This is a genomic window from Streptomyces sp. NPDC005774, assembly GCF_042871645.1.
Lineage (GTDB): Bacteria > Actinomycetota > Actinomycetes > Streptomycetales > Streptomycetaceae > Streptomyces > Streptomyces pratens.
Map to the genome: position 1 here is coordinate 1 of NZ_JBIAIV010000009.1, position 21964 is coordinate 21964.

Consider the following 21964-nt stretch of genomic DNA (forward strand, 5'->3'; position numbering starts at 1 on the left):
TTTCCTCGGGGTTTCGCCTTCCGGGTCTCCGCTTTCGCGCTTTCCCTTTCCGGCGGTTCCGACTCTATCAGATCTTCTTTTTCGACCTGACCCCCGGTCAGCGGGGTTTGTCTTTCCGGCTGTTGGGCCGTTCCGACGAGTGAGACTGTAGCGGATTCCCTGCTCCCGAGCTAATCGGGGGCCTGCGCCCTTTCGAACGCGGATTCCTCATTTCGCGAATACACACACCAATGCCATGACGACAGACAGACGGCTGCCGTTGAGTTGGTGCAGTACGTACGGAATGGCTGTCCGGGGCCGACCGGAGTCGGTACTCACGTCGGACAACTCGGAGAACACTACGGATGACGTCAGGGTGTGTCAACTCGCTGCCGTCATCACCACCCGGTGCCCCTCTTCAGGGCGTAGCCTGGCCCACATGACGACTACGCGTACGTACAGCCAGCTCTGGTGGGCCGCCTGACAGCGGCCGTCCGTACGTATGCGCTCAACGGCCGCCGTTCCGGTGGCCGTTTTCGTTTCTCCCTCCAGGGCTCCGGCCCTCAGGACTCCGGGGGCGGCCGGCCGGGGCGGCGGTCACAACCAGGAGACGGAGACAGGAAGCGATGAAACGGGTCTTCAGTGGGATCAAACCGACCGGACATCTGACGCTGGGGAACTACCTGGGGGCCATGCGGCGGTGGGCCGCGGTCGACCAGCACCGGGCGGACGCGTTGTTCTGCGTCGTAGATCTGCACGCGCTGACCGTGGACCACGACCCCTCACGGGTGCGCAGACTGAGCCGGCAGGCGGCGACGCTGCTGCTGGCGACCGGGGTGGATCCGGAGCTGTGCACCGTGTTCGTGCAGAGTCACGTGGACGAGCACGCCCGCCTGTCGTACGTGCTGGAGTGCGTGGCGACCGACGGCGAGATGCGGCGGATGATCCAGTACAAGGAGAAAGCCGCGCGGGAGAAGCGGCGGGGCGGGAGTGTGCGGCTGTCGCTGCTGACGTATCCCGTGCTGATGGCGGCGGACATCCTGGCGTACGGGACGGACGAGGTGCCGGTGGGGGACGACCAGGCGCCGCACGTGGAGCTCACACGGGATTTGGCCGTGCGGTTCAACCAGCGGTACGGGCACACCTTCGTGGTGCCCCGGACCACGCATCCGGACGTGGCTGCGCGGGTGATGAATCTGCAGGACCCCCTGTCGAAGATGGGGAAGAGCGACGACGTCGGGCCGGGAATCGTCTACCTGCTGGACGAGCCGGACGTGGTGCGGAAGAAGGTCATGCGGGCGGTGACCGACAGCGGACGCGACGTCGTGTACGACAGGGAGGAACGGCCCGGGGTGGCGAATCTGCTGGAGATTCTCGCGGCGTGCTCGGGCGGGGACCCGAAGACGCTGGGCGATGCCTACGACTCGTACGGGGCTTTGAAGAAGGACACCGCTGAGGCCGTGGTCGAAGCACTGAAGCCATTGCGGGAAAGGCACAAGGAGTTGTGCGCGGATCCCGGTCATGTGGAGGGTGTGTTGCGGGACGGAGCGGAAAGGGCTCGCGCCATGGCACGGCCGGTCGTGGATGCCGCCTATCGGGCTGTCGGCCTGCTGCCGGCGTCCGCGGCGGGGGCCGGAAGGTAGTGCCGGTGCCGGCCCCGGTGTCCGCGCCGGGCGGCCGGCTCGCTTGGCAGTAAGTCGTCGGTCGTTGGCCTCCGTACCTCTGGGAGGTGGGGTGCGGGGGCGGCACGATCGGGGTCATGGACATTGCGGAGAACGCGGCGCTGGTGGTCGTCGACGTGCAGCAGGCTTTCGAGGACCTCGATTTCTGGGGGCGGCGGAACCATCCCGGGGCGGACGAGAACATCGCCGGACTGATCGACGCGTGGCAGGCGTCGGGGCGGCCGGTGGTGTTCGTGCGGCACGACTCGGTCGAGCCGGCGTCGCCCCTGCGTCCGGGGCAGCCGGGCAACGGATTCAAGGAGTACGTGGAGCGGCGGCGCGGCACGGGGAGCGGGGGCGCCGAGCTGCTGGTGACCAAGAGCGTGAACTCGGCGTTCCACGGCACTCCGGACCTCGGCGCCTGGCTGAAGGACGCGGGGATCTCCCAGGTGGTGCTGGCCGGGATCCAGACCAACATGTGTGTGGAGACGACGGCCCGGGTGGGCGGGAACCTCGGGTACGACGTGGTGGTCGTGTTCGACGCGACGTACACCTTCGACGTGGAGGGACCGTTCGGCTGGCGGCGCAGCGCGGACGAGGCGGCGCAGGCGTCGGCGGTGACGTTGCACGGGGGCGGGTTCGCGCGCGTGGTGATGTCGCAGGACGTGCTCGCCGGAACGAAGTGAATGACAGTGGCCGACGGGGCGCCCCGGGCGGGGGCGCCCCGGGCGGGGCCTGTCCTCAGTCCTTGGTGCCGGAGGCCAGTTCGCGGCTGCGGTCGCGGGCGGCTTCGAGTGCGGCGATGAGGGCGGCTCGTACGCCGTGGTTCTCGAGTTCGCGGATGGCGTTGATGGTGGTGCCGGCGGGGGAGGTGACGTTCTCGCGGAGCCGTACGGGGTGTTCGCCGCTGTCGCGGAGCATGATCGCGGCGCCGATCGCGGACTGGACGATGAGGTCGTGGGCCTTGTCGCGGGGCAGGCCGAGCAGGATGCCGGCGTCCGTCATGGCTTCGACCAGGTAGTAGAAGTACGCCGGGCCGGAGCCGGACAGGGCGGTGCAGGCGTCCTGCTGCGACTCCGGGACGCGGAGCGTCTTGCCGACGGCACCGAAGATCTCCTCGGTGTGGGCGAGGTGCTCCGGGGTGGCGTGGCTGCCGGCGGAGATGACCGACATGGCCTCGTCGACCAGGGCGGGGGTGTTCGTCATGACGCGGACGACCGGGGTGCCGGCAGCGAGACGGTCCTCGTAGAAGGAGGTGGGGATGCCTGCGGCGCCGCTGATGACCAGGCGGTCGGCGGGGAGGTGCGGGGCCAGCTCGTCGAGGAGGGTGCCCATGTCCTGCGGTTTGACCGTGAGGATCAGGGTGTCGGCGGTCTTGGCGGCTTCGAGGTTCGAGACCGGGGTGACTCCGTGGCGGGCGCGGAGTTCGTCGGCCCGCTCCTGGCGGCGGGTGGTGACCAGGAGGTCGGCGGGGGCCCAGCCGGCGCGGATCACTCCGCTGAGCAGGGCTTCACCGATCTTGCCGGTGCCGAGGACTGCGACTTTCTGAGCCATGACTGGGGATGTCCTCCGGAGTGGGCGCGTCGTCCTGATTCATCCTCGCACTCGGGGGGCGTGGGGGCGGGGTGGTGTCCGGTGGGCGGACGAGGGGTGGACGGTGGCGGACGCCGCTGCCAGGGGCTCCGGGGAGGGCGTCAGGCCGTCCTGCGGCGCAGGGTCGCCGCGCCGAGGACGAGCACCAGCAGGGCGCAGCCGGCGACGATCAGGATGTCGCGCACGAAGGGGGCGGTCATGTCCGTGTGCCTGAGAACCTCGTTCATGCCGTCGACGGCGTAGGACATGGGGAGGACGTCGGAGATGCCCTCCAGGACGGGGTGCATGTTCTCGCGCGCGGTGAAGAGTCCGCACAGGAGGAGCTGGGGGAAGATCACTGCCGGCATGAACTGGACCGCCTGGAATTCCGAGGCCGCGAAGGCCGAGACGAAGAGGCCGAGGGCTGTGCCGAGGAGGGCGTCGAGCAGGGCCACCAGGAGGAGCAGCCACGGGCTGCCGACGACGTCGAGCCCCAGGAACCAGACCGCCAGCGCGGTGGCCAGGGCGGACTGGACGATCGCGATCGCGCCGAAGGCGAGGGCGTAGCCGGCGATCAGGTCGCCCTTGCCCAGCGGCATGGTGAGGAGGCGTTCCAGCGTGCCGGAGGTGCGCTCGCGCAGGGTGGCGATCGAGGTGACCAGGAACATCGTGATCAGCGGGAAGATCCCGAGGAGTGAGGCGCCGATGGTGTCGAAGGTGCGCGGGCTGCCGTCGAAGACGTAGCGGAGCAGGAGCAGCATCAGGCAGGGGACGAGCAGCATCAGCGCGATCGTGCGCGGATCGTGGCGGAGTTGACGCAGGACCCGGGCCGCGGTGGCGAGGGTGCGCGAGGCGTTCAGGGCACTCGTGGGGACGGAGGGCCGGGTCGTCGTACGGGGGGTGCTCATCGCGAGGTCTCCTTCGTGCGGCTTGCTGCGACGGCCGCGTCCACCAGGTGCAGGAAGGCCGCCTCGACGGTGTCGGATCCGGTGCCGGCGCGCAGGGCGTCGGGGGTGTCGTCGGCGAGGATCTCGCCCTCGCGCATGAGCAGGAGGCGGTGACAGCGCTCGGCCTCGTCCATGACGTGGGAGGAGATCAGCAGGCCGGCACCCCGTTCGGCGGCGATGGTGTGGAAGAGCTGCCAGAGGTCGCGGCGCAGGACGGGGTCGAGGCCGACCGTGGGCTCGTCGAGGACCAGCAGCTCGGGGGTGCCGAGGAGGGCGACGGCGAGGGAGACACGGCTGCGCTGGCCGCCGGAGAGGTTGCCGGCGAGGGCGTCGGCATGGGTGGTGAGGTCGACGTCGGCGATGGCCCGGGTGACGTTGTCCCGGCGGCGGTCGGCGGCCGTGGGGGTCCCCCCGCGCGAGCGAGTTCGAGCGTGGGGGAGGCCGGGATCGAGGACCGAGGCGAAGTAGTCGAGGTTCTGTCGGACCGTGAGGTCGTCGTAGACCGAGGGAGCCTGGGTGACGTAGCCGATGCGGGTGCGCAGGGCGGGGTGACCCGCGGGGAGACCGAGCACGTCCAGCGTGCCGGTGACGTTGGCCTGGGTGCCCACGATGGCCCGCATCAGGGTCGACTTGCCGCAGCCGGAGGGACCGAGGAGGCCGGTGACCTGCCCTCGCGGGACGGTGAAGTCGAGGCCGCGCAGGACGGTGCGGGGGCCTCGGACGACGGTGAGGCCCTGGGCGCGGACGGCGGGGGTTTCTCCCTCGCCGGTGTCCGGGTGCGGAGTGCCGGAGGCGTAATTCATCATGTGATGAATAATCCTCTCGGAGGCGGGGCACGTCAAGCGGTGGCGAAACGGTTCGCGCTGGGACAGGGGACGGCCGTGCGGCTGAGGCAGGGAACGGCCGTGCGGGGGCGAGCGGGCAGGGCCGACGGGAGGCGCGGCGCAGTGCGTGGCGGGCGGCCGAGGGGCGAGGCGGGAGACACAGCGCGGTGCGCGGCGGGAAGCGGCCCGCGAAGGGCATCGGCACGGGGACGCGGGGACGCGGCGCGGGCGGCACGGGCGTCGGCACAGGGGCGCGGGCGGGCGGCACGGGGACGCGGGCACGCGCGCGGGCGGCAGCCCAAGGCGGACGGCGGAGCGGCGCGCCGGATGCGGGGAAGCACCCGGCGGCAGAGGGAGGGAACCGTTCGGTGCAGGCCGACGGTTTCCCTGCGGTGGTCAGGAGCGGCGGCGCTTCTTGGGGTTGCCGGAGCGGCGGGACGTCCGCTTCGCGTACTGGGCGCGGGCCGTTTCGTACTCCTCGCGGTGGAGCTTCTCGCCGGGAGCCTCGGCGAGGGAGCGGAAGAAGTAGGCGAGAAGGGAACCGACGAAGCCGACGGTGAGCAGGCCGCGGAGGGACCGCTGGCGGTCGGGGTCGGGGCGGCGCTTGAACGCCTCCCAGGTGTGCCCGAACGCGAGGGCGCTGCAGACCGCGAACATCACGACTATGAGGAGCGTGACGAAACCGCCGACCTCGGCGATCTGGAACCCCTGGTAGGCGATGCGCAGAACGAGGCAGGCGGCGGCCGCGGCGGCGAGCGAGCCGACGGCGACGCCGATGCGGCGGGCCGCGTAGCCGCTGTCGCGGTCGACCCAGGTCGTACCGAAGAAGCGGATGGGTTCGGGGCGGGGGCCGACGGGGGTTCCCGGGGAGCCCGCGGGGTGGTCGTCCGGGGTGCCGTTCTCTGCGCTCACGCTTCGATTATGGCTCCGGCGCCCCGCGGGCTCCGAACGGGATCAGCCGCGATCAGCTGGGATCAGCTGGGATCATCTGGGATCGGGCGGAATCAGCTGCAGCGCGGGGCCACGTAGCCGTCGCTGCCGGTCTTCACGTAGGTGTCCGAGACGTACTGGCCGTCGGCGATGTTGCACCAGATGCTCGACGTGCCGTACGGGCCGGTGACGGTCGTGCCCGGACGCTGGCAGAAGATCGGCACCTGCGCGCCCAGCGGCAGGGTGCGGACGATCGCGTAGTTCGTGCCCGGACCGCTGCGGACATTGAGCCGGTAGCCCGGCGCGACCGGGTAATACTGCACGGCCGCCGCCGCGGCCGACTCTGCCGCCCCGGCGCCCTCTGCTTCTCCAACCTGGTCAACTGCCATGGAAAACCTCCCCCGTTGTGCACCCCATGTCTGTCATGGGGCCCCCTTCATACCCTGAAATCCCGCCACGCACACATGTACGTTGTTTAAACACCAGTACGGCCATGCCTCCTCGGTCCCGTACATTTCATCGACTAGGGTCTGTGCGGCGCGCACGTGGACGAACAGCACGGGGGTGGTCCCATGGCGCCACAGCAGAACATCGGAGCGGGCACGGAAGCGGAACTTCCCGAGTACGCCGGTCACTACCGTCTCGATTCATGCCTCGGCTCCGGCGGAATGGGCGTGGTGCATCTGGCCCGGAGTACGTCCGGGCTGAAGCTCGCGGTGAAGGTCGTGCACGCCGAGCTCGCGCGGGATCGCGAGTTCAGGGGACGTTTCCGGCAGGAGGTCGCGGCGGCGCGACGGGTGAGCGGTGCCTTCACCGCGCCGGTCGTCGACGCCGACCCGGAGGCCGCACGCCCCTGGATGGCCACGCTGTTCATACCCGGCCCGACGCTCGCCCAGCATGTGAAGCGGAACGGGCCCATGTCCCCGCCCCAGTTGCGCAGGCTGATGGCCGGACTGGCGGAGGGGCTGCGGGACATCCACCGGGTCGGGGTCGTGCACCGCGACCTGAAGCCCAGCAACGTACTGCTCGCCGAGGACGGGCCGAAGGTCATCGATTTCGGCATTTCTCGGCCAAAGGACAGTGAACTGCGGACCGAGACCGGCAAATTGATCGGCACCCCGCCCTTCATGGCGCCCGAACAGTTCCGGCGTCCCCGTGAAGTCGGCCCCTCCGCCGACATCTTCGCGCTCGGCTCCCTCCTCGTGCACGCCGCCACCGGACGCGGGCCGTTCGACTCCGACAGCCCGTACGTGGTCGCCTACCAGGTGGTGCACGACGAGCCCGATCTGACCGGCGTACCGGACGGGCTCGCCCCCCTGGTGCTGAGCTGCCTGGCCAAGGAACCCGAGGACCGGCCCTCCCCCGACGAGTTGATGCGGGAACTGCGGTCCGTCGCGGCCACGTACGACACCCAGGCCTTCATCCCTGTACAGCGGGCGGAACCGGGAGCGGAGGCTGACCCGGGAGCGGAAGCGAGGGCGGGAGCGGGAGCGGCCTCAGCGGGCGCCGTACCCGGCCACCAGGGGGTGCCCGAAGCGGAGGGCGGGATCGGCTCCGAGCCCGCGAACCGGCCCGGAGCCGACCATACGGCCGAACTCGTTGCCGGAGCCGCTCCCGAACCTGCTCCCGGTCCCGAACCCGGTCCCGGGCACCGCGTCGGCCCGACGGCGGCCCGGCGTTCCGCGCGGCCGACCCTCAGTAAACGGTCGCTGCTCGGGGGCGGAGCGCTCGCCCTCGCCGTGTTCGGCACTCTCTTCTCCGTCCAGTTGCTCGGCGACGAGCCCTCGGCGCGGCAGACCACCGCCGGCGCCCGGACCACGCCGGACGCGTTCCGGGCGTGGGAGGCGGCGCCGTCGGGCAAGCCGGGCAACCCTCAGTGCTCGTACGGGGCCGATCTGCTGGTGTGTGCCCAGGCGGAGTCGGTGTTCGCCCTCGACCCCGACGACGGCGGCCTGCTGTGGCGGCACACCGTCGCGGGGACGGCGGCGAGCGGACCGCCGGTCGTGTCGGGCGGACTCGTGCAGCCCGCGCCGGAGCCGGCCGGCGGCCTGGAAGCCCTCGACCCGGCCTCGGGGAAGCCGCGGTGGCGGCAGGAGAACGCCGAGTACAACGGCCTGACCGGTACCGGGGACGTGCTGCTGCTCACCGGAGCCGACGGCACGGTCACCGGCGTGGACAGCGCCTCGGGCGACGCGTTGTGGAGCGGGCGGGTGCCGGGGCACGACGCCCTGTACTTCCGCACGTTCGCGGGGGACCCGCTGGCCTACGTGGCGAGCACGTCGGACGACGGTTCCAGCACACAGGTCACAGCGGTCGATCCGCGGTCCGGTGCGGTGCGGTGGGACGCCCGGCTGGAGGGGATGCTGACGCCGGTCGGCAGCACGGGCGAGGCGCTCGTCCTCGCTTCCGCCGACCCGGTCTACGACACCGCTCAGGCCCTGATCCGCTACACACCGGACAGCGGGGAGACGCGCCGGGTGACGCTGCCCGTGCCGCTGGCCCAGGCGCGGGGCACCGTGCACGGGGACGTCGCCTACCTGACGGGCACCGGCGGCAGACTGGTGGCCGTCGACATGACCGCGCTGCGGCAGCGGTGGAGCCTGGAGAGCGGGATCGCCCGCTCGTCCACGCCGGTCGCGGACGGACGGCACGTCTATTTCACGGCGCCGGACGGCCGGCTGCTCGCCGTGGACGCGCGGGAGGGACGACTGGCCGGGCAGACGGCGCCCCGGATGGACGGCACCCCCGACCGTGTGGCCGCCACCCTGCCGGATCCGGTGATCGCCGACGGCCACGTCTACGCCACCGCCCCCGACGGCACGGTCTTCGCCGTGGACGGCCACGCCCCGGCCGACTGGTAGGGCCCACGGAACCCCCTGGTTCCGTGGGCCCTCGGGCGTCGGGCGTCGGGCGGTTCAGCCCAGCTTCGACACGTCCCGCACCGCGCCCTTGTCGGCGCTCGTGGCCATCGCCGCGTACGCCTTCAGCGCCGCCGAGACCTTGCGCTCACGGTTCTTCGGGGCGTACGCACCGCCCAGCGCCTCCTCGCGACGGGCCAGTTCGGCGTCGTCGACCAGCAGCTCGACCGAGCGGTTCGGGATGTCGATGCGGATGCGGTCGCCCTCCTCGACCAGGGCGATGGTGCCGCCCGAGGCCGCCTCCGGGGAGGCGTGACCGATGGAGAGGCCGGACGTACCGCCGGAGAAGCGGCCGTCGGTGATCAGGGCGCAGGCCTTTCCGAGACCCCGGCTCTTCAGGTACGACGTCGGGTAGAGCATCTCCTGCATGCCGGGGCCGCCCTTGGGGCCCTCGTAGCGGATGACGACGACGTCGCCCTCCTTGACCTGCTTGGTGAGGATCTTCTCGACGGCCTCTTCCTGCGACTCACAGACGACCGCCGGGCCTTCGAAGGTCCAGATCGACTCGTCGACGCCGGCCGTTTTGACGACGCAGCCGTCCACGGCGAGGTTGCCGCGCAGCACCGCCAGGCCGCCGTCCTTGGAGTAGGCGTGCTCGGCGGAGCGGATGCAGCCGCCCTCGGCGTCCTCGTCGAGGGTGTCCCAGCGCTCGGACTGGGAGAACGCCTCGGCGGAGCGCACACAGCCGGGGGCCGCGTGCCACATCTCCACGGCCTCCGGGGACGGGGAGCCGCCGCGGATGTCCCAGGTCTTCAGCCAGTCGGCCAGGGTCGGGCTGTGGACGGAGTACACGTCCTCGTTCAGCAGGCCCGCGCGGTGCAGTTCGCCGAGCAGGGCGGGAATGCCGCCCGCGCGGTGCACGTCCTCCATGTAGTACGTGCGGCTCTTGGCGACGTTCGGTGCGACCTTCGCCAGACAGGGCACACGGCGCGAGAGTGCGTCGATCTCGGTCAGGCCGAAGGGGACCTCCGCCTCTTGGGCGGCGGCCAGCAGGTGCAGGATCGTGTTGGTGGAGCCGCCCATGGCGATGTCCAGCGCCATCGCGTTCTCGAAGGCGGCGACGGTGGCGATGCTGCGGGGCAGGACCGTGTCGTCGTCCTGCTCGTAGTAGCGGCGGGTGATGTCCATGACCGTGCGGGCGGCGTTCTCGTAGAGCGCCTTGCGGGCCGTGTGGGTGGCGAGGACCGAGCCGTTGCCGGGGAGGGACAGGCCCATGGCCTCGGTGAGGCAGTTCATCGAGTTGGCGGTGAACATGCCGGAACAGGAGCCGCAGGTCGGACAGGCGTTCTCCTCGATACGGAGGAGGTCGGCGTCGGAGATCTTGTCGTTGGCGGCGTCCACCATCGCGTCGATCAGGTCCAGCGTGCGGACCGTACCGTCGACCAGCGTCGCCCGGCCGGCCTCCATGGGACCGCCGGAGATGAAGACCGTCGGGATGTTCAGCCGCAGGGCGGCGTTGAGCATGCCCGGGGTGATCTTGTCGCAGTTGGAGATGCAGATCAGGGCGTCCGCGCAGTGGGCCTCGACCATGTACTCCACGCTGTCCGCGATCAGGTCGCGGGAGGGCAGGGAGTACAGCATGCCGCCGTGGCCCATCGCGATGCCGTCGTCGACGGCGATGGTGTTGAACTCGCGCGGGATGCCGCCGGCCGCGACGACCGCCTCGCTGACGATCCGGCCGACCGGCGCGAGGTGGGTGTGGCCGGGGACGAACTCCGTGAAGCTGTTGGCGACGGCGATGATGGGCTTCCGGCCGATGTCCGCACCCGGCACACCGGAGGCTCGCATCAGGGCGCGGGCGCCCGCCATGTTGCGGCCATGGGTGACTGTGCGGGACCTCAGCTCGGGCATCGTCGCTCGCTCCTTCAGACCTTCTCGGGGTGCCGGGGTCAGAGATTCCTGACTGTCGTCGAGCGTACGCCCGTCATCCAGGGGGCGGGACGGGGTGTCCGGAATGCGGGATACGGATCTCAGTGCGGGGGCGGTGCGGGAGCGGTGCGGGGACCGCGGTACGTGCGCGGTACGTGTGGAGGGCGCGGCGCTTCAGCGGCCGGTGAGGTGGCCCTGCACCACCGGCGCCACCCGCTCGACGATCTGCTCGGCGTCCGCCGAGGCCAGCGGTTCGACCTTGATCACGTACCGGATCATCGCGATCCCGACCAGCTGGGCGGCGGCGAGCTCGGCGCGCAGTTCGGCGTCCGGCAGGTCGAGCCGCCCCGCGATACGGCGCAACAGCTGGCCGGCGACCAGGCGGCGGAAGACACCGGCGGCGATCTCGTTGTTCACGGCGGACCGGACGATCGCGAGCAGCGGGGCCCGGGTCACCGGGTTCTCCCAGAGGCCGAGGATCATCCGGGTCATCCGCTCGCCGACCTCCTCCAACGGAGCGTCGAGGACGGCTTCCCGGCCTTTGAGCACCGGGGCGAAGGCAACCTCGACGGCCGCCTCGAACACCTGCTCCTTGGTACCGAAGTAGTGGTGCACCAGCGCGGAGTCGACCCCTGCCGACTTGGCGATGCCCCGTACGGATGTCTTGTCGTACCCGCGTTCGGAGAACTCCTCGCGGGCGGCGTCCAGGATGCGGTCCCGGGTGCCGGCCGACTCCGTGCGCGAGGGCCGGCCACGGCGTCGGGGGGTGGTGCCGGGGCGGCCGGGGGACGTGTCCGGGGCGGTGGCGGACGTATCCGGGACCGACTCGTCCGGACCGCCGGACACCCCGTCCGGACCGCCGGGAGACGCATCCGGTCCGCCGGGCACGGTGACGCCGGTCATCGGCGTGGCGCACGCAGCGCCGAGGTCGCCGTCGAGGCCCCGGGGGCACCTGGGGTCGCCGACGCCAGGTGCAGACGGGTGAACGCCAGTGCCTCCGCCAGGTCGGCCTCGCGCTCGGCACCGGACATGGCACGGCGGGTGTTGACCTCGACGACGACATGGCCGCCGAAACCGTTGAGGGCCAGGCGCTCCAGCACCTCGGCGCAGGGCTGGTCGCCGCGGCCGGGCACGAGATGCTCGTCCTTGGCCGAGCCCCGGCCGTCGGCGAGGTGGACGTGACCGAGGCGGTCACCCATGCGGTCGAGCATCCCCAGGGTGTCGGTGCGGGCGGTCGAGGCGTGGCTGAGATCGATCGTGAAGTGGCGGTAGTCGTCCTTGGTGACGTCCCAGTCGGGGGCGTAGGCGAGCATCTCGCGGTCGCGGTAGCGCCACGGGTACATGTTCTCGACGGCGAACCGCACATCCGTCTCGTTGGCCATCCGCCAGATTCCGTCGACGAAGTCGCGGGCGTACTGGCGCTGCCAGCGGAACGGCGGATGAACGACGACCGTGGCGGCGCCGAGCTTCTCGGCGGCGGCACGGGCCCGCTGGAGCTTGGTCCAGGGGTCGGTGGACCACACGCGTTGCGTGATGAGCAGGCAGGGGGCGTGCACGGCCAGGACAGGGATGCGGTGGTAGTCGCTGAGGCGGCGCAGCGCCTCGATGTCCTGGCTGACCGGATCGGTCCACACCATGACCTCTACACCGTCGTACCCGAGGCGCGCGGCGATCTCGAAGGCCGTCGCCGTCGACTCCGGATAGACGGAGGCCGTCGACAGAGCGACCTTCGCATCCGGGATGCGCACCGCTGGATCTGCCACGAGTGACAGCGTACGGGGTGTGTTCGACGGGTGGGCCGCGGACGACGGGCTTCGGCCGGAGGTGTTCGCCCTGGCCGCGAGCACATGAGCGCAGGACACGGGGCGTTTCGTCCGTCCGGCGGTCCCGCGGCCCGAAGGCCGCCGTGTGATCGAGCCGACCGGACGCCTGCTCCGCTGCCCCGGCTCGTCGAAGCACGCGCGGCCCGGCTCATCGACCCCCGCGCGGCCCGGCTCGTCGACCCCCGCGCGGCCCGGCTCGTCGACCCCCGCGCGACGGGTGGTCGCATCCGCGCGGCAGGCGGTCGCGGCGCGCGACTACGCGGGCCCCATGTGGTCCAGGCGGCGCAGGATGACGCCCTCGCGCAGCGCCCAGGGGCAGATCTCCAGGGACTCCACCCCGAGGAGGTCCATCGTGGCCTCCGCGACCAGCGCCCCGGCGACCAGCTGGCCGGCGCGCGACTCGGAGACCCCGGGCAGCGCGGCGCGCTCTGTGGTGGTCATCACGGACAGCCTCGACACCCACCCCTCCAGGGACTGGTACTTCAGCTCGCGCGGGACGTACGGACCCTCGGTGGAACGGGCGGCGCCCGCGAGGCGGGCGAGCTGCTTGAAGGTCTTGGAGGTGGCCACCACGTGGTCGGGCGGACCGAGACGGCTGAACTCGCCGACCGTACGGCCGATCTCCGCGCGGACGTGCCGGCGCAGCGCCCGCACGTCGTCCGGCGCCGGCGGGTCGCCGGGCAGCCGGGTGCCGGTGAGGCGGCCGGCGCCCAGCGGTAGCGACACCACGGCGTCGGGCTCCTCGTCGATGCCGAAGGCTATCTCCAGGGAGCCGCCTCCGATGTCGACGACCAGCAGCTTTCCGGCCGACCAGCCGAACCAGCGGCGGGCGGCGAGGAAGGTCAGCCGGGCCTCCTCGGCACCGGTGAGGACCTGCAGTTCGACTCCGGTCTCCGCACGCACACGCTCGAGGACCTCGCCCGAGTTGCGGGCGTCGCGCACCGCCGAGGTCGCGAACGGCAGCAACTCCTCGACGCCCTTGTCCTCGGCGGCCTGGAGCGCCTCGTGGACGACCTGGATCACCTGGTCCGTCCCGCCGGGGCCGATCGCTCCGTCGGCGTCCAGCAGCTCGGTCAGGCGCAGCTCCGCCTTGTGCGAGTGCGCGGGCAGCGGGCACGCCCCGGGGTGCGCGTCGACCACCAGCAGATGCACCGTGTTCGAACCCACGTCGAGGACACCGAGTCTCATGTACGGAACGCTACTGCGCGTGACGCGGCGAAAAGCCCGCTCTGGAGCAGTCGGTCCGGTACGGGACAGTGATGTGGGCGACTTACCCTGGACGAGTGCCAAAGACGAAAAAGGCGAAGACTGAGAAGGCGGACAAAATGACCAAGCAGGCCAAGAGGGCCAAGCCGGTCGATAGTCCGTCGCGGGTGCCGCCGAACGACGAGAAGGGCCTCGACTTCGCTCGGGCGTGGGTGGAGTTCCCCGATCCGGCGGACGAGGAGCAGGTGTTCCGCTGCGATCTGACATGGCTGACCTCTCGCTGGAACTGTGTCTTCGGCAGCGGTTGCCAGGGCATCCAGGCGGGCCGCGCGGACGACGGATGCTGCACCCTGGGGGCGCATTTCTCGGACAAGGACGACGAGAAGCGGGTCGCGGGGCATGTGGCGAGGCTGACGCCGGACATCTGGCAGCACCACGACGAGGGCATCCGGGACGGCTGGGTCTCCGAGGACGAGGACGGTGACCGCCAGACCCGCCCCTTCCAGGGCTCGTGCATCTTCCAGAACCGGCCGGGCTTCGCCGGCGGCATGGGCTGCTCGCTGCACATCCTCGCCGTGCGGGAGGGCCGCGAGCCACTGGAGACCAAGCCGGACGTGTGCTGGCAGCTGCCGGTCCGGCGGACCTACGACTGGATCGACCGGCCCGACGACACGCGCGTGCTGCAGGTGTCGATCGGTGAGTACGACCGCCGGGGCTGGGGCCCGGGCGGTCACGACCTGCACTGGTGGTGCACGTCGGCGACCTCGGCGCACGGCGCGGGCGACCCCGTGTACGTGTCCTACCGGGCGGAGCTGACCGAGCTGATGGGCCAGGCCGGTTACGACCGGCTGGCCGAGCTGTGCGAGGAGCGGCTCGCCTCGCAGCTCCCGCTGCTGGCACCGCATCCGGCGGATCCCGCCTGATCCACCTCCCCATGCACGGGGCCCGGGTCACCGGTTTCGGGTCCCGGCAGCCCCCGCAGTCCCGGCAGTCCCGGCAGTCCCGGCAGTCATGGCAGTCATGGCAGTCACGAAACGGACGGGATCAGGGCGCCGCGGATGTCATCGCCGATGTCACCGCCGCCGTCCTCGGTGGACGGGGACGGCGAGGACGGCGGGTGGGCAGGGGCGGCCGGGCCGCCGGGGGCCGGGTCCGTGGGCTCCGGGTCCGTGGGCTCCGGGTCGGGCGACCGGGGCGGATCGCTCGGAGCGGGATCCGACGGGGACGGTGACGTGGGTGTGGGCGTCGCGTCCGGGGCGGGGGACGACGGCGGGGGCCCGCCCGGGTCGCCGGAGCTCGGGGGCGGGGTGGACGGGGAACCGGGGTGCGAGGTTCCCGGGCTGCCGGGACGGCCGGGCCCCCCGGACCGACCGGGAAGGGGCGCGCCGGAGGAGGACGGGCCGGGGGCGTTGCCGTGGCCGTCGATGGTCACCACGGCGCCGGTGGGCGAGACTGCCACCCGCGCGCTCCAGCCGCCGGACGGCTCGCGCAACTGGTCGACGTACACCCTGATCGTCAGCGACTGCCCCGGCCGGAGCGTCCCCGACGCCTGGCTCAGGTAGAGCCAGGGTGCCCCCGTCGACGCGGACCAGCGGACCGGCACCGCGCCCCGCGCGGTGAGCGTGATCAGCGTGGTGTCGCCGCTGTGACCGGCGGTGACACCCAGCACGGCAGCGCCCTTGTGGCCTGCACCGGTGACCTCGACGACCTCCACGGACACGTCCGCCCTGCCGTGCCCGCCGGCCTCGCCGGAGCGGCCCCCGGGCCGGGTGTCGGCGTTGCCGGTGTTCTCGTAGCCGCCCGGGCCCCCGCCGGCGAGGTCGAGGGGCATGTCGGTCTCCCGCGCGGAGGCCGTCCGGCCGTCCCGGGCCTCGCCGACGGGGGCGCCCCGGTAGGCGGCGTACAGCGCGAGCACGGGGGCGGCGACGACGGTGGCGACGACGGTCGTCGTGACCGCACGCGCGCGCAGCCGGTTCCGGCGGGCGACACGGTCCTTGGGATCCATCGGGAATCCGCGCCGGTCGAAGCGGGGCGCGCCGCCACGCGCGCGTGGATGGTGCGCCAGGGCGGTGCGCAGGGCCGCTTCGGGAGCCGGAAGGACGTGCAGGGCGTCGGGGGTGACGCCGGTGCCGGGCCAGCGGCCGGGGAGGGCGCGCCCGGCGGTTCGGCGGCAGCCCGGGCAGTCGTCGACGTGCCGGACGAGTTCGCGGCGCAGTGCGCTGCTGAGCACGAGCCGGCTGTCGCCGGTGAGATGCGCCACGCCCCGGCAGGCGCCGGTCTCGACGACGGCGAGCGCCGCGCGGGTGCGCTCGACCTCGCAGGCGGCGGAGGCGAGCAGTTCGCGGGCGGCGTCCGGTTCCATGCCGAGCACGGCGGCGACCTCATGGGTTCCGAGGTGGTGCCGGACGCCGAGTTCGAGCGCCTCGCGCTGCTCCGGCGTGGTGCCCGCGGCCTCCGGCCAGGCGAGCAGGGCCAGCTCACGGCGGCGCTGCTGCCGCACCTCCTCTGAGACGGCCGGGGCAGCGGCGGTCCGCGCCGCCCGCTGCCGGGCCGCCCGGCCCGCCGCATGGGTGACCTGGCGTTTCTGCCGGGCCTCGGCCAGCTTGCGCAGACAGGCCCAGCGGGCCAGCGCGTACAGCCAGGCCCTGTGGTCCCCGGACGCGTCCGGGAGGTGCCGGCCACGGCGCTCCGCGAGGGTGAGGACGTCGGCCAGGGCGGCGGTCGCCGCGTCGTGGTCGCACAGCACTGACAGGCAGTAGGTGAACAGGCCGTCCAGACACGGTTCGTGGCAGGTGGGCGGCCGGTGTGCCGGCGTGTGCGCGGCCCCGCGGTCGCGCACCTCCCGGTGCGCCCGGTGTGTGCCGGTCGTGCGGGTCGGGATCTCCGGGCCACTGCTCATCATTCGGCGACCGTAGGCGGCCGGAGTCGGCCCCTCCCGGAGCCCTGCGCACTTTTAATCCGTACGGGTGAAACGATCCCTCAATCGGGGGGGAGAACCCTTCGCTCCACGGGTGGGGCGGGGAAATCGGCCCGGCGCCGGGGCCGGTGGCCGGGCACTGTGCGCCCGGCTGTCAGTGCCGGGCGCTACCGTTTCGACCATGGCTGCCCGCACCAAGACCACCAAGGACCGACCGTCCTACCGCTGCACCGAGTGCGGCTGGCAGACGGCCAAGTGGCTCGGCCGCTGCCCCGAGTGCCAGGCCTGGGGGACGGTCGAGGAGTACGGCGTGCCCGCGGTCCGTACGACAGCGCCGGGGCGGGTCACCACCTCCGCCGTACCCATCGGCCAGGTCGACGGCCGTCAGGCCACGGCCCGCTCCACCGGTGTTCCCGAGCTGGACCGGGTGCTCGGCGGCGGGCTCGTCCCCGGCGCGGTGGTGCTCGTCGCGGGTGAGCCGGGCGTCGGCAAGTCCACGCTCCTGCTGGACGTCGCGGCCAAGGCGGCGAGCGACGAGCACCGCACGCTCTATGTCACGGGCGAGGAGTCGGCGAGCCAGGTCCGGCTGCGCGCCGACCGGATCCACGCCATCGACGACCACCTGTACCTCGCCGCCGAGACGGATCTGTCCGCCGTCCTCGGCCATCTGGACGCGGTGAAGCCGTCCCTGCTGATCCTCGACTCGGTGCAGACGATCGCCTCCCCGGAGCTCGACGGCGCGCCGGGCGGCATGGCCCAGGTGCGCGAGGTGGCGGGCGCACTGATCCGCGCCTCCAAGGAGCGCGGGATGGCCACACTCCTGGTGGGCCATGTCACCAAGGACGGCTCGATCGCGGGGCCGCGCCTGCTGGAGCACCTGGTGGACGTCGTCCTGAGCTTCGAGGGCGACCGGCACGCGCGCCTGCGCCTGGTGCGCGGCGTGAAGAACCGCTACGGCACCACGGACGAGGTCGGCTGCTTCGAACTGCACGACGAGGGCATCACGGGCCTGGCCGACCCCAGCGGGCTGTTCCTTACCCGCCGTGCGGAGCCGGTGCCGGGCACCTGTCTGACGGTGACACTGGAGGGCCGCCGCCCGCTGGTCGCCGAAGTGCAGGCGCTCACCGTCGACTCGCAGATCCCCTCCCCCCGTCGCACCACGTCCGGGCTGGAGACCTCGCGTGTCTCGATGATGCTCGCGGTGCTGGAACAGCGCGGGCGCATCAGCGCCTTGGGCAAGCGGGACATCTACTCCGCGACGGTCGGCGGAGTAAAACTCTCCGAGCCGGCGGCGGATCTGGCGATCGCGCTCGCCCTCGCGTCGGCGGCGAGCGACACCCCGTTGCCCAAGAACCTGGTCGCGATCGGCGAGGTCGGGCTCGCGGGCGAGGTCAGGCGGGTGACGGGCGTGCAGCGCAGGCTTTCCGAAGCGCACCGCCTGGGCTTCACCCACGCGCTCGTGCCGGGCGATCCGGGCAAAATCCCGCCAGGGATGAAGGTTCTGGAAGTCGCGGACATAGGGGATGCTCTGCGCGCCCTTCCGCGTTCGCATCGCCGGGACGCCCCACGGGACGAGGAGGAGCGCCGGTAGACTTTGCCCTGGTCTCGCCCGTCCGTACGAACCGAGTGCGTGGGGATCTCCCGTTTGGATCAGCCGGACAGGGAGCGGGGCCGGGTGCGTGCAGCTGCAGGCGGAGGAGGAAGTCAACGCGGTGGGGGTCCCCCCTGCTCGAGCTCGTCGAGAGCTTGGGGGCGTTGGCGACCGACGACCACGCCGCTGGGGGTCCTCCAAGCTCGAAGAGCTCGGGGGAGCACGCACCCGGCCCCGCGAGCCCGGCATGATTCGAACGGGACACCCTGAACGGGGGCGCCCAGACATCGCGACCGGAGGAGTGCAGTGGCAGCCAACGACCGGGCAGCAGCTCCCGGAAAGTCCGGCGGGAGCGCCGGTTCCGATCGCCTGATGCGTGCCTCGCTGAGCGCCGTGGCACCCGGCACCGCCCTCCGTGACGGCCTGGAGCGCGTACTGAGGGGAAACACCGGCGGTCTCATCGTGCTCGGTTCCGACAAGACCGTCGAGACGCTGTGCAGCGGCGGGTTCGTCCTGGACGTCGAGTTCACCGCCACCCGGCTGCGCGAGCTGTGCAAGCTCGACGGCGGCATAGTCCTGTCGTCCGACCTGTCGAAGATCCTGCGCGCGGGCGTCCAACTGGTGCCGGACCCGACGATCCCGACCGAGGAGACCGGCACCCGGCACCGCACCGCCGACCGGGTCTCCAAACAGGTCGGCTTCCCGGTCGTCTCGGTCTCCCAGTCGATGCACCTGATCGCGCTCTACGTCGACGGCCACCGCCGCGTCCTGGAGGACTCGGCGGCGATCCTGTCCCGTGCCAACCAGGCACTCGCGACGCTGGAGCGCTACAAGCTCCGCCTCGACGAGGTCGCCGGCACGCTGTCGGCGCTGGAGATCGAGGACCTGGTGACCGTGCGGGACGTCTCGGCGGTCGCGCAGCGGCTGGAGATGGTGCGCCGCATCGCCACCGAAATCGCCGAGTACGTGGTCGAACTGGGCACCGACGGTCGTCTCCTCGCCCTTCAGCTGGACGAGCTGATCGCGGGTGTGGAGCCGGAGCGCGAGCTGGTCGTGCGGGACTACGTGCCCGAGCCCACCGCCAAGCGTTCCCGCACGGTCGACCAGGCCCTGCACGACCTGAACGGCCTCCCCCAGGCGGAACTGCTGGATCTGCCCACGGTGGCCCGGGCCCTGGGCTACACCGGCTCCCCCGAGACACTGGACTCGGCCGTGTCCCCGCGCGGCTTCCGGCTGCTCGCCAAGGTGCCGAGGCTGCCCGGCGCGATCATCGACCGCCTGGTGGAGCACTTCGGCGGCCTGCAGAAGCTGCTGGCCGCCAGCGTGGACGACCTCCAGACGGTGGACGGCGTCGGCGAGGCCCGCGCCCGCAGCGTCCGGGAGGGCCTGTCGCGGCTGGCGGAGAGTTCGATCCTGGAGCGGTACGTCTAGGACTCGGTACGTCCGGGAGCCCCGGTACGTCCAGGCCGGTACGCGCGGGACGCGGTGCGCGCGGGACGGTCAGGCGCTCTTCAGCACGAAGGACGTCTGCACCTTCGCGAACCCCGGTGTCTTCGCCTCGACCAGGTACGTGCCCGCCTTGGCCGACCCGGCCGGCGGCGTCGCGCACTGCGGGGCGCTCGGCTTGCGGTCCCACTTCACGGTGTACGTGATGCTGTCGCCCGCGGGCACCCGGAACACCAGGCTCCCCGCGCCCTTGGGGCAGTCGTCCGACGCCCAGTACGCGTCGTCGTCGGCGGCGGCCGCCTGGGCGATCGTCAACACCGCACTCTTCGGACCGAGATCGACCTTGCAGTCGCTTCCGGAGATGTTCCGCGCGGTCAGCCGGAAGGTGGGCGTCCCGTCGGGCTCGTATGAGTTGCGGACGCTGCTCAGGCTGAACTTGACCGCGCTCGCGGTGCAGTTGGGGAGCCCGGACCCGACCGGCAGCGCGTCACCCGCGCCGACCCCCGCCGTCGTACCGCCCTCGGAGCCGCTGCCCGTGCCGCCCTCGCCGCCGCCGTCCGATCCGCCGCCGGAGTCACCGGGGTCGCCGTTCGCCCCGTCGTCCCCCGTGCCGGTGCCGGTCGAGGAGCCACCCGAGTCCTCGTCACCGGACTCGTCACGGCCGCCCGGTGCCTGACTGATCGCCGGCCCCGAACTCGACGGTCCCGGAGCGATGGTGGAGGGTGCGGGATTCTTGCCGTTGGCCCCGTTGTCGTGCCCGCCCCCGCCCCCGCCTCGGGAGACGACGACCCAGGTGACCAGCAACGCCAACACGCCCAGCAGGGACAGCAGTACGGCCCTCCTGCGCCAGTAGATGGAGGAGGGAAGCGGCCCGACCGGATTGCGCAGAGATCCCACGGTGCAAACTGTACGAGAGATCCGGGCCTTCGCTGATCCCACCCGCCGCTGAGAACTCAACTTTTCCGGATCATCATCCCGGAAACGGCTGCTTGTTGCCGCTCTCGGTCAGGCACGGCACGCGACGGTCACGGAGTGTGATGACATGGGTACTCCACCTACGGTCCGTGACCGAGGAGCGCGGAGGTGGCCCTCGCCGCCGGGAGCTCCGCACTCCGACACCCCGTGTTCGCGATCGTGTCCCTTGCAGCTCTGGCCACGGCTCCGACCGCCATTGCGGCACGACGGGGGTGGCGGTGTCCCCGTTCGTGCCGGTGGTCGTGGCAGGATCGAGAGGCCATGACTGCTCTCACGAAGCCCCAGCCCGACGGCACCGCCGATCCCTCGTCCGAGCACGCTCCCGGAGCGTCGCTCCACTACCCCGTCATCGACTGGTTCGACGAGCACGCCCGGGATCTTCCGTGGCGACGCCCGGAGGCCGGCGCGTGGGGGGTGATGGTCAGTGAGTTCATGCTCCAGCAGACCCCGGTGAACCGGGTCCTGCCGGTCTACGAGCAGTGGCTGGCTCGCTGGCCGCGCCCCGCCGACCTCGCCGCCGAGGCGCCCGGTGAGGCCGTCCGCGCCTGGGGCCGGCTCGGCTACCCGCGCCGCGCCCTGCGGCTGCACGGCGCCGCCGCCGCCATAACGGAACGGCACGGGGGCGACGTACCCGCCGACCACGCGCAGCTGCTGGCGCTGCCCGGCATCGGCGAGTACACGGCCGCCGCCGTGGCGTCGTTTGCTTACGGGCAGCGGCACGCCGTGCTGGACACCAACGTGCGCCGGGTGTTCGCCCGTGCGGTGACCGGTGCCCAGTACCCGCCGAACGCCACCACGGCCGCCGAGCGCCGGCTCGCCCGCGCGCTGCTGCCCGAGGATGAACGGACCGCCGCGCGGTGGGCCGCCGCCTCCATGGAGCTGGGGGCGCTGGTGTGCACGGCGAAGAACGAGTCGTGCCATCGCTGCCCGATCGCCGCACAGTGCGCCTGGCGGCTCGCGGACAAGCCGGCACACGACGGCCCGCCGCGCCGGGGACAGACGTACGCGGGCACGGACCGCCAGGTCCGCGGGCGGCTGCTGGCCGTGCTCCGGGAAACGCACAGTCCCGTACCGCAGGCGACCCTGGACCGGGTGTGGCACGAGCCGGTGCAGCGCGCCCGCGCACTGGACGGCCTGGTCGCCGACGGTCTGGTCGAACCACTGCCCGGCGGGTTCTACCGACTGCCACTGACCTGACCCGACCGACCGGCCACCCGACCGGCCGGACCGACCCGGCCGGCCGGTCACCGGTCCGACGCCGGTGGGCTCACCCGCGTACGGGCCGTGTCGTCACACCCGCACATCC

Annotated in this window: 18 protein-coding genes; 7 read left to right on the forward strand and 11 right to left on the reverse strand. The window is 72.1% G+C overall.

Annotation, left to right across the window (positions count from 1 at the left end; translation table 11 throughout):
• Positions 1-605: 605 nt before the first annotated feature.
• Together trpS and ACFYQA_RS10865 are read left to right on the forward strand one after the other, a co-directional pair.
• Positions 606-1622 carry a tryptophan--tRNA ligase gene (trpS, locus tag ACFYQA_RS10860; protein ID WP_388914654.1) on the forward strand — a complete coding sequence of 339 codons (1017 nt, stop codon included), beginning with the start codon at positions 606-608 and terminating at the stop codon, positions 1620-1622.
• Positions 1623-1738: 116 nt separating this feature from the next.
• Complete coding sequence (locus ACFYQA_RS10865) at positions 1739-2326, forward strand: cysteine hydrolase family protein (protein WP_388914657.1); 588 nt, start codon at positions 1739-1741, stop codon at positions 2324-2326.
• A gap of 55 nt (positions 2327-2381) precedes the next feature.
• On the opposite strand, the gene proC is transcribed toward ACFYQA_RS10865, so the two are convergent.
• The 5 genes from proC to ACFYQA_RS10890 all read right to left on the reverse strand — a co-directional run bounded on the left by proC (position 2382) and on the right by ACFYQA_RS10890 (position 6302).
• The gene (proC, locus tag ACFYQA_RS10870; RefSeq protein ID WP_388914659.1) at positions 2382-3194 is read right to left on the reverse strand and encodes a pyrroline-5-carboxylate reductase; all 813 of its coding nucleotides are present in this window, start codon (positions 3192-3194) and stop codon (positions 2382-2384) included.
• A 140-nt stretch (positions 3195-3334) separates the two neighbouring features.
• Positions 3335-4120, reverse strand: coding sequence for an ABC transporter permease (locus ACFYQA_RS10875; RefSeq protein ID WP_388914662.1), 786 nt, complete (start codon positions 4118-4120; stop codon positions 3335-3337).
• Positions 4117-4965: an ABC transporter ATP-binding protein gene (locus tag ACFYQA_RS10880; protein ID WP_388914665.1), complete on the reverse strand. Its 849-nt coding sequence runs from the start codon at positions 4963-4965 to the stop codon at positions 4117-4119. Before ACFYQA_RS10880 ends, ACFYQA_RS10875 begins: the two co-directional genes overlap by 4 nt.
• A gap of 414 nt (positions 4966-5379) precedes the next feature.
• Positions 5380-5895, reverse strand: a complete 516-nt coding sequence (locus ACFYQA_RS10885; protein ID WP_388914668.1) for an EamA/RhaT family transporter — start codon at positions 5893-5895, stop codon at positions 5380-5382.
• 92 nt (positions 5896-5987) lie between these two features.
• On the reverse strand, positions 5988-6302 hold the full coding sequence (locus ACFYQA_RS10890) for an SH3 domain-containing protein (RefSeq protein ID WP_388914670.1): 315 nt from the start codon (positions 6300-6302) through the stop codon (positions 5988-5990).
• Positions 6303-6485: 183 nt separating this feature from the next.
• Here ACFYQA_RS10890 and ACFYQA_RS10895 point away from each other — a divergent pair, with 183 nt between their 5' ends.
• Positions 6486-8774: a serine/threonine-protein kinase gene (locus ACFYQA_RS10895; RefSeq protein WP_388914673.1), complete on the forward strand. Its 2289-nt coding sequence runs from the start codon at positions 6486-6488 to the stop codon at positions 8772-8774.
• Between the two features lie 54 nt (positions 8775-8828).
• Here the strand turns inward: ACFYQA_RS10895 and ilvD are convergent, their stop codons facing one another.
• The 4 genes from ilvD to ACFYQA_RS10915 all read right to left on the reverse strand — a co-directional run bounded on the left by ilvD (position 8829) and on the right by ACFYQA_RS10915 (position 13711).
• Positions 8829-10682 carry a dihydroxy-acid dehydratase gene (ilvD, locus tag ACFYQA_RS10900; RefSeq protein ID WP_388914676.1) on the reverse strand — a complete coding sequence of 618 codons (1854 nt, stop codon included), beginning with the start codon at positions 10680-10682 and terminating at the stop codon, positions 8829-8831.
• Between the two features lie 192 nt (positions 10683-10874).
• Positions 10875-11603, reverse strand: a complete 729-nt coding sequence (locus ACFYQA_RS10905; RefSeq protein WP_388914679.1) for a TetR family transcriptional regulator — start codon at positions 11601-11603, stop codon at positions 10875-10877.
• Positions 11600-12463 carry a sugar phosphate isomerase/epimerase family protein gene (locus tag ACFYQA_RS10910; protein ID WP_388914682.1) on the reverse strand — a complete coding sequence of 288 codons (864 nt, stop codon included), beginning with the start codon at positions 12461-12463 and terminating at the stop codon, positions 11600-11602. Before ACFYQA_RS10910 ends, ACFYQA_RS10905 begins: the two co-directional genes overlap by 4 nt.
• 315 nt (positions 12464-12778) lie before the next feature.
• Positions 12779-13711 carry a Ppx/GppA family phosphatase gene (locus tag ACFYQA_RS10915; protein WP_388914684.1) on the reverse strand — a complete coding sequence of 311 codons (933 nt, stop codon included), beginning with the start codon at positions 13709-13711 and terminating at the stop codon, positions 12779-12781.
• Between the two features lie 95 nt (positions 13712-13806).
• Between ACFYQA_RS10915 and ACFYQA_RS10920 the strand changes: the two genes are divergently transcribed.
• Entirely contained in the window at positions 13807-14652 is an 846-nt protein-coding gene (locus tag ACFYQA_RS10920; RefSeq protein ID WP_388914687.1) for a hypothetical protein, read from the forward strand.
• Between the two features lie 104 nt (positions 14653-14756).
• Here the strand turns inward: ACFYQA_RS10920 and ACFYQA_RS10925 are convergent, their stop codons facing one another.
• Complete coding sequence (locus ACFYQA_RS10925) at positions 14757-16631, reverse strand: hypothetical protein (protein WP_388914690.1); 1875 nt, start codon at positions 16629-16631, stop codon at positions 14757-14759.
• 196 nt (positions 16632-16827) lie between these two features.
• Here ACFYQA_RS10925 and radA point away from each other — a divergent pair, with 196 nt between their 5' ends.
• Together radA and disA are read left to right on the forward strand one after the other, a co-directional pair.
• A complete protein-coding gene (radA, locus tag ACFYQA_RS10930; RefSeq protein ID WP_388914693.1) occupies positions 16828-18237 on the forward strand; it encodes a DNA repair protein RadA in 1410 nt (469 codons plus the stop codon).
• Between the two features lie 306 nt (positions 18238-18543).
• Positions 18544-19668, forward strand: coding sequence for a DNA integrity scanning diadenylate cyclase DisA (gene disA / locus ACFYQA_RS10935; protein ID WP_388914696.1), 1125 nt, complete (start codon positions 18544-18546; stop codon positions 19666-19668).
• Positions 19669-19737: 69 nt separating this feature from the next.
• Here the strand turns inward: disA and ACFYQA_RS10940 are convergent, their stop codons facing one another.
• Positions 19738-20580: a hypothetical protein gene (locus tag ACFYQA_RS10940; protein ID WP_388914699.1), complete on the reverse strand. Its 843-nt coding sequence runs from the start codon at positions 20578-20580 to the stop codon at positions 19738-19740.
• 339 nt (positions 20581-20919) lie between these two features.
• Here ACFYQA_RS10940 and ACFYQA_RS10945 point away from each other — a divergent pair, with 339 nt between their 5' ends.
• The gene (locus ACFYQA_RS10945; protein WP_388914702.1) at positions 20920-21855 is read left to right on the forward strand and encodes an A/G-specific adenine glycosylase; all 936 of its coding nucleotides are present in this window, start codon (positions 20920-20922) and stop codon (positions 21853-21855) included.
• Positions 21856-21964: the final 109 nt, after the last annotated feature.

Bases quoted from the DNA above. Each gene is read 5' to 3' on its own strand.
- ilvD (WP_388914676.1), bottom strand. From the start codon at position 10,682: ATGCCCGAGCTGAGGTCCCGCACAGTCACCCATGGCCGCAACATGGCG.
- ACFYQA_RS10945 (WP_388914702.1), top strand. From the start codon at position 20,920: ATGACTGCTCTCACGAAGCCCCAGCCCGACGGCACCGCCGATCCCTCG.
- ACFYQA_RS10915 (WP_388914684.1), bottom strand. From the start codon at position 13,711: ATGAGACTCGGTGTCCTCGACGTGGGTTCGAACACGGTGCATCTGCTG.
- ACFYQA_RS10875 (WP_388914662.1), bottom strand. From the start codon at position 4,120: ATGAGCACCCCCCGTACGACGACCCGGCCCTCCGTCCCCACGAGTGCC.
- ACFYQA_RS10905 (WP_388914679.1), bottom strand. From the start codon at position 11,603: ATGACCGGCGTCACCGTGCCCGGCGGACCGGATGCGTCTCCCGGCGGT.
- ACFYQA_RS10880 (WP_388914665.1), bottom strand. From the start codon at position 4,965: ATGATGAATTACGCCTCCGGCACTCCGCACCCGGACACCGGCGAGGGA.
- ACFYQA_RS10895 (WP_388914673.1), top strand. From the start codon at position 6,486: ATGGCGCCACAGCAGAACATCGGAGCGGGCACGGAAGCGGAACTTCCC.
- radA (WP_388914693.1), top strand. From the start codon at position 16,828: ATGGCTGCCCGCACCAAGACCACCAAGGACCGACCGTCCTACCGCTGC.
- trpS (WP_388914654.1), top strand. From the start codon at position 606: ATGAAACGGGTCTTCAGTGGGATCAAACCGACCGGACATCTGACGCTG.
- proC (WP_388914659.1), bottom strand. From the start codon at position 3,194: ATGGCTCAGAAAGTCGCAGTCCTCGGCACCGGCAAGATCGGTGAAGCC.
- ACFYQA_RS10925 (WP_388914690.1), bottom strand. From the start codon at position 16,631: ATGATGAGCAGTGGCCCGGAGATCCCGACCCGCACGACCGGCACACAC.
- ACFYQA_RS10865 (WP_388914657.1), top strand. From the start codon at position 1,739: ATGGACATTGCGGAGAACGCGGCGCTGGTGGTCGTCGACGTGCAGCAG.
- ACFYQA_RS10890 (WP_388914670.1), bottom strand. From the start codon at position 6,302: ATGGCAGTTGACCAGGTTGGAGAAGCAGAGGGCGCCGGGGCGGCAGAG.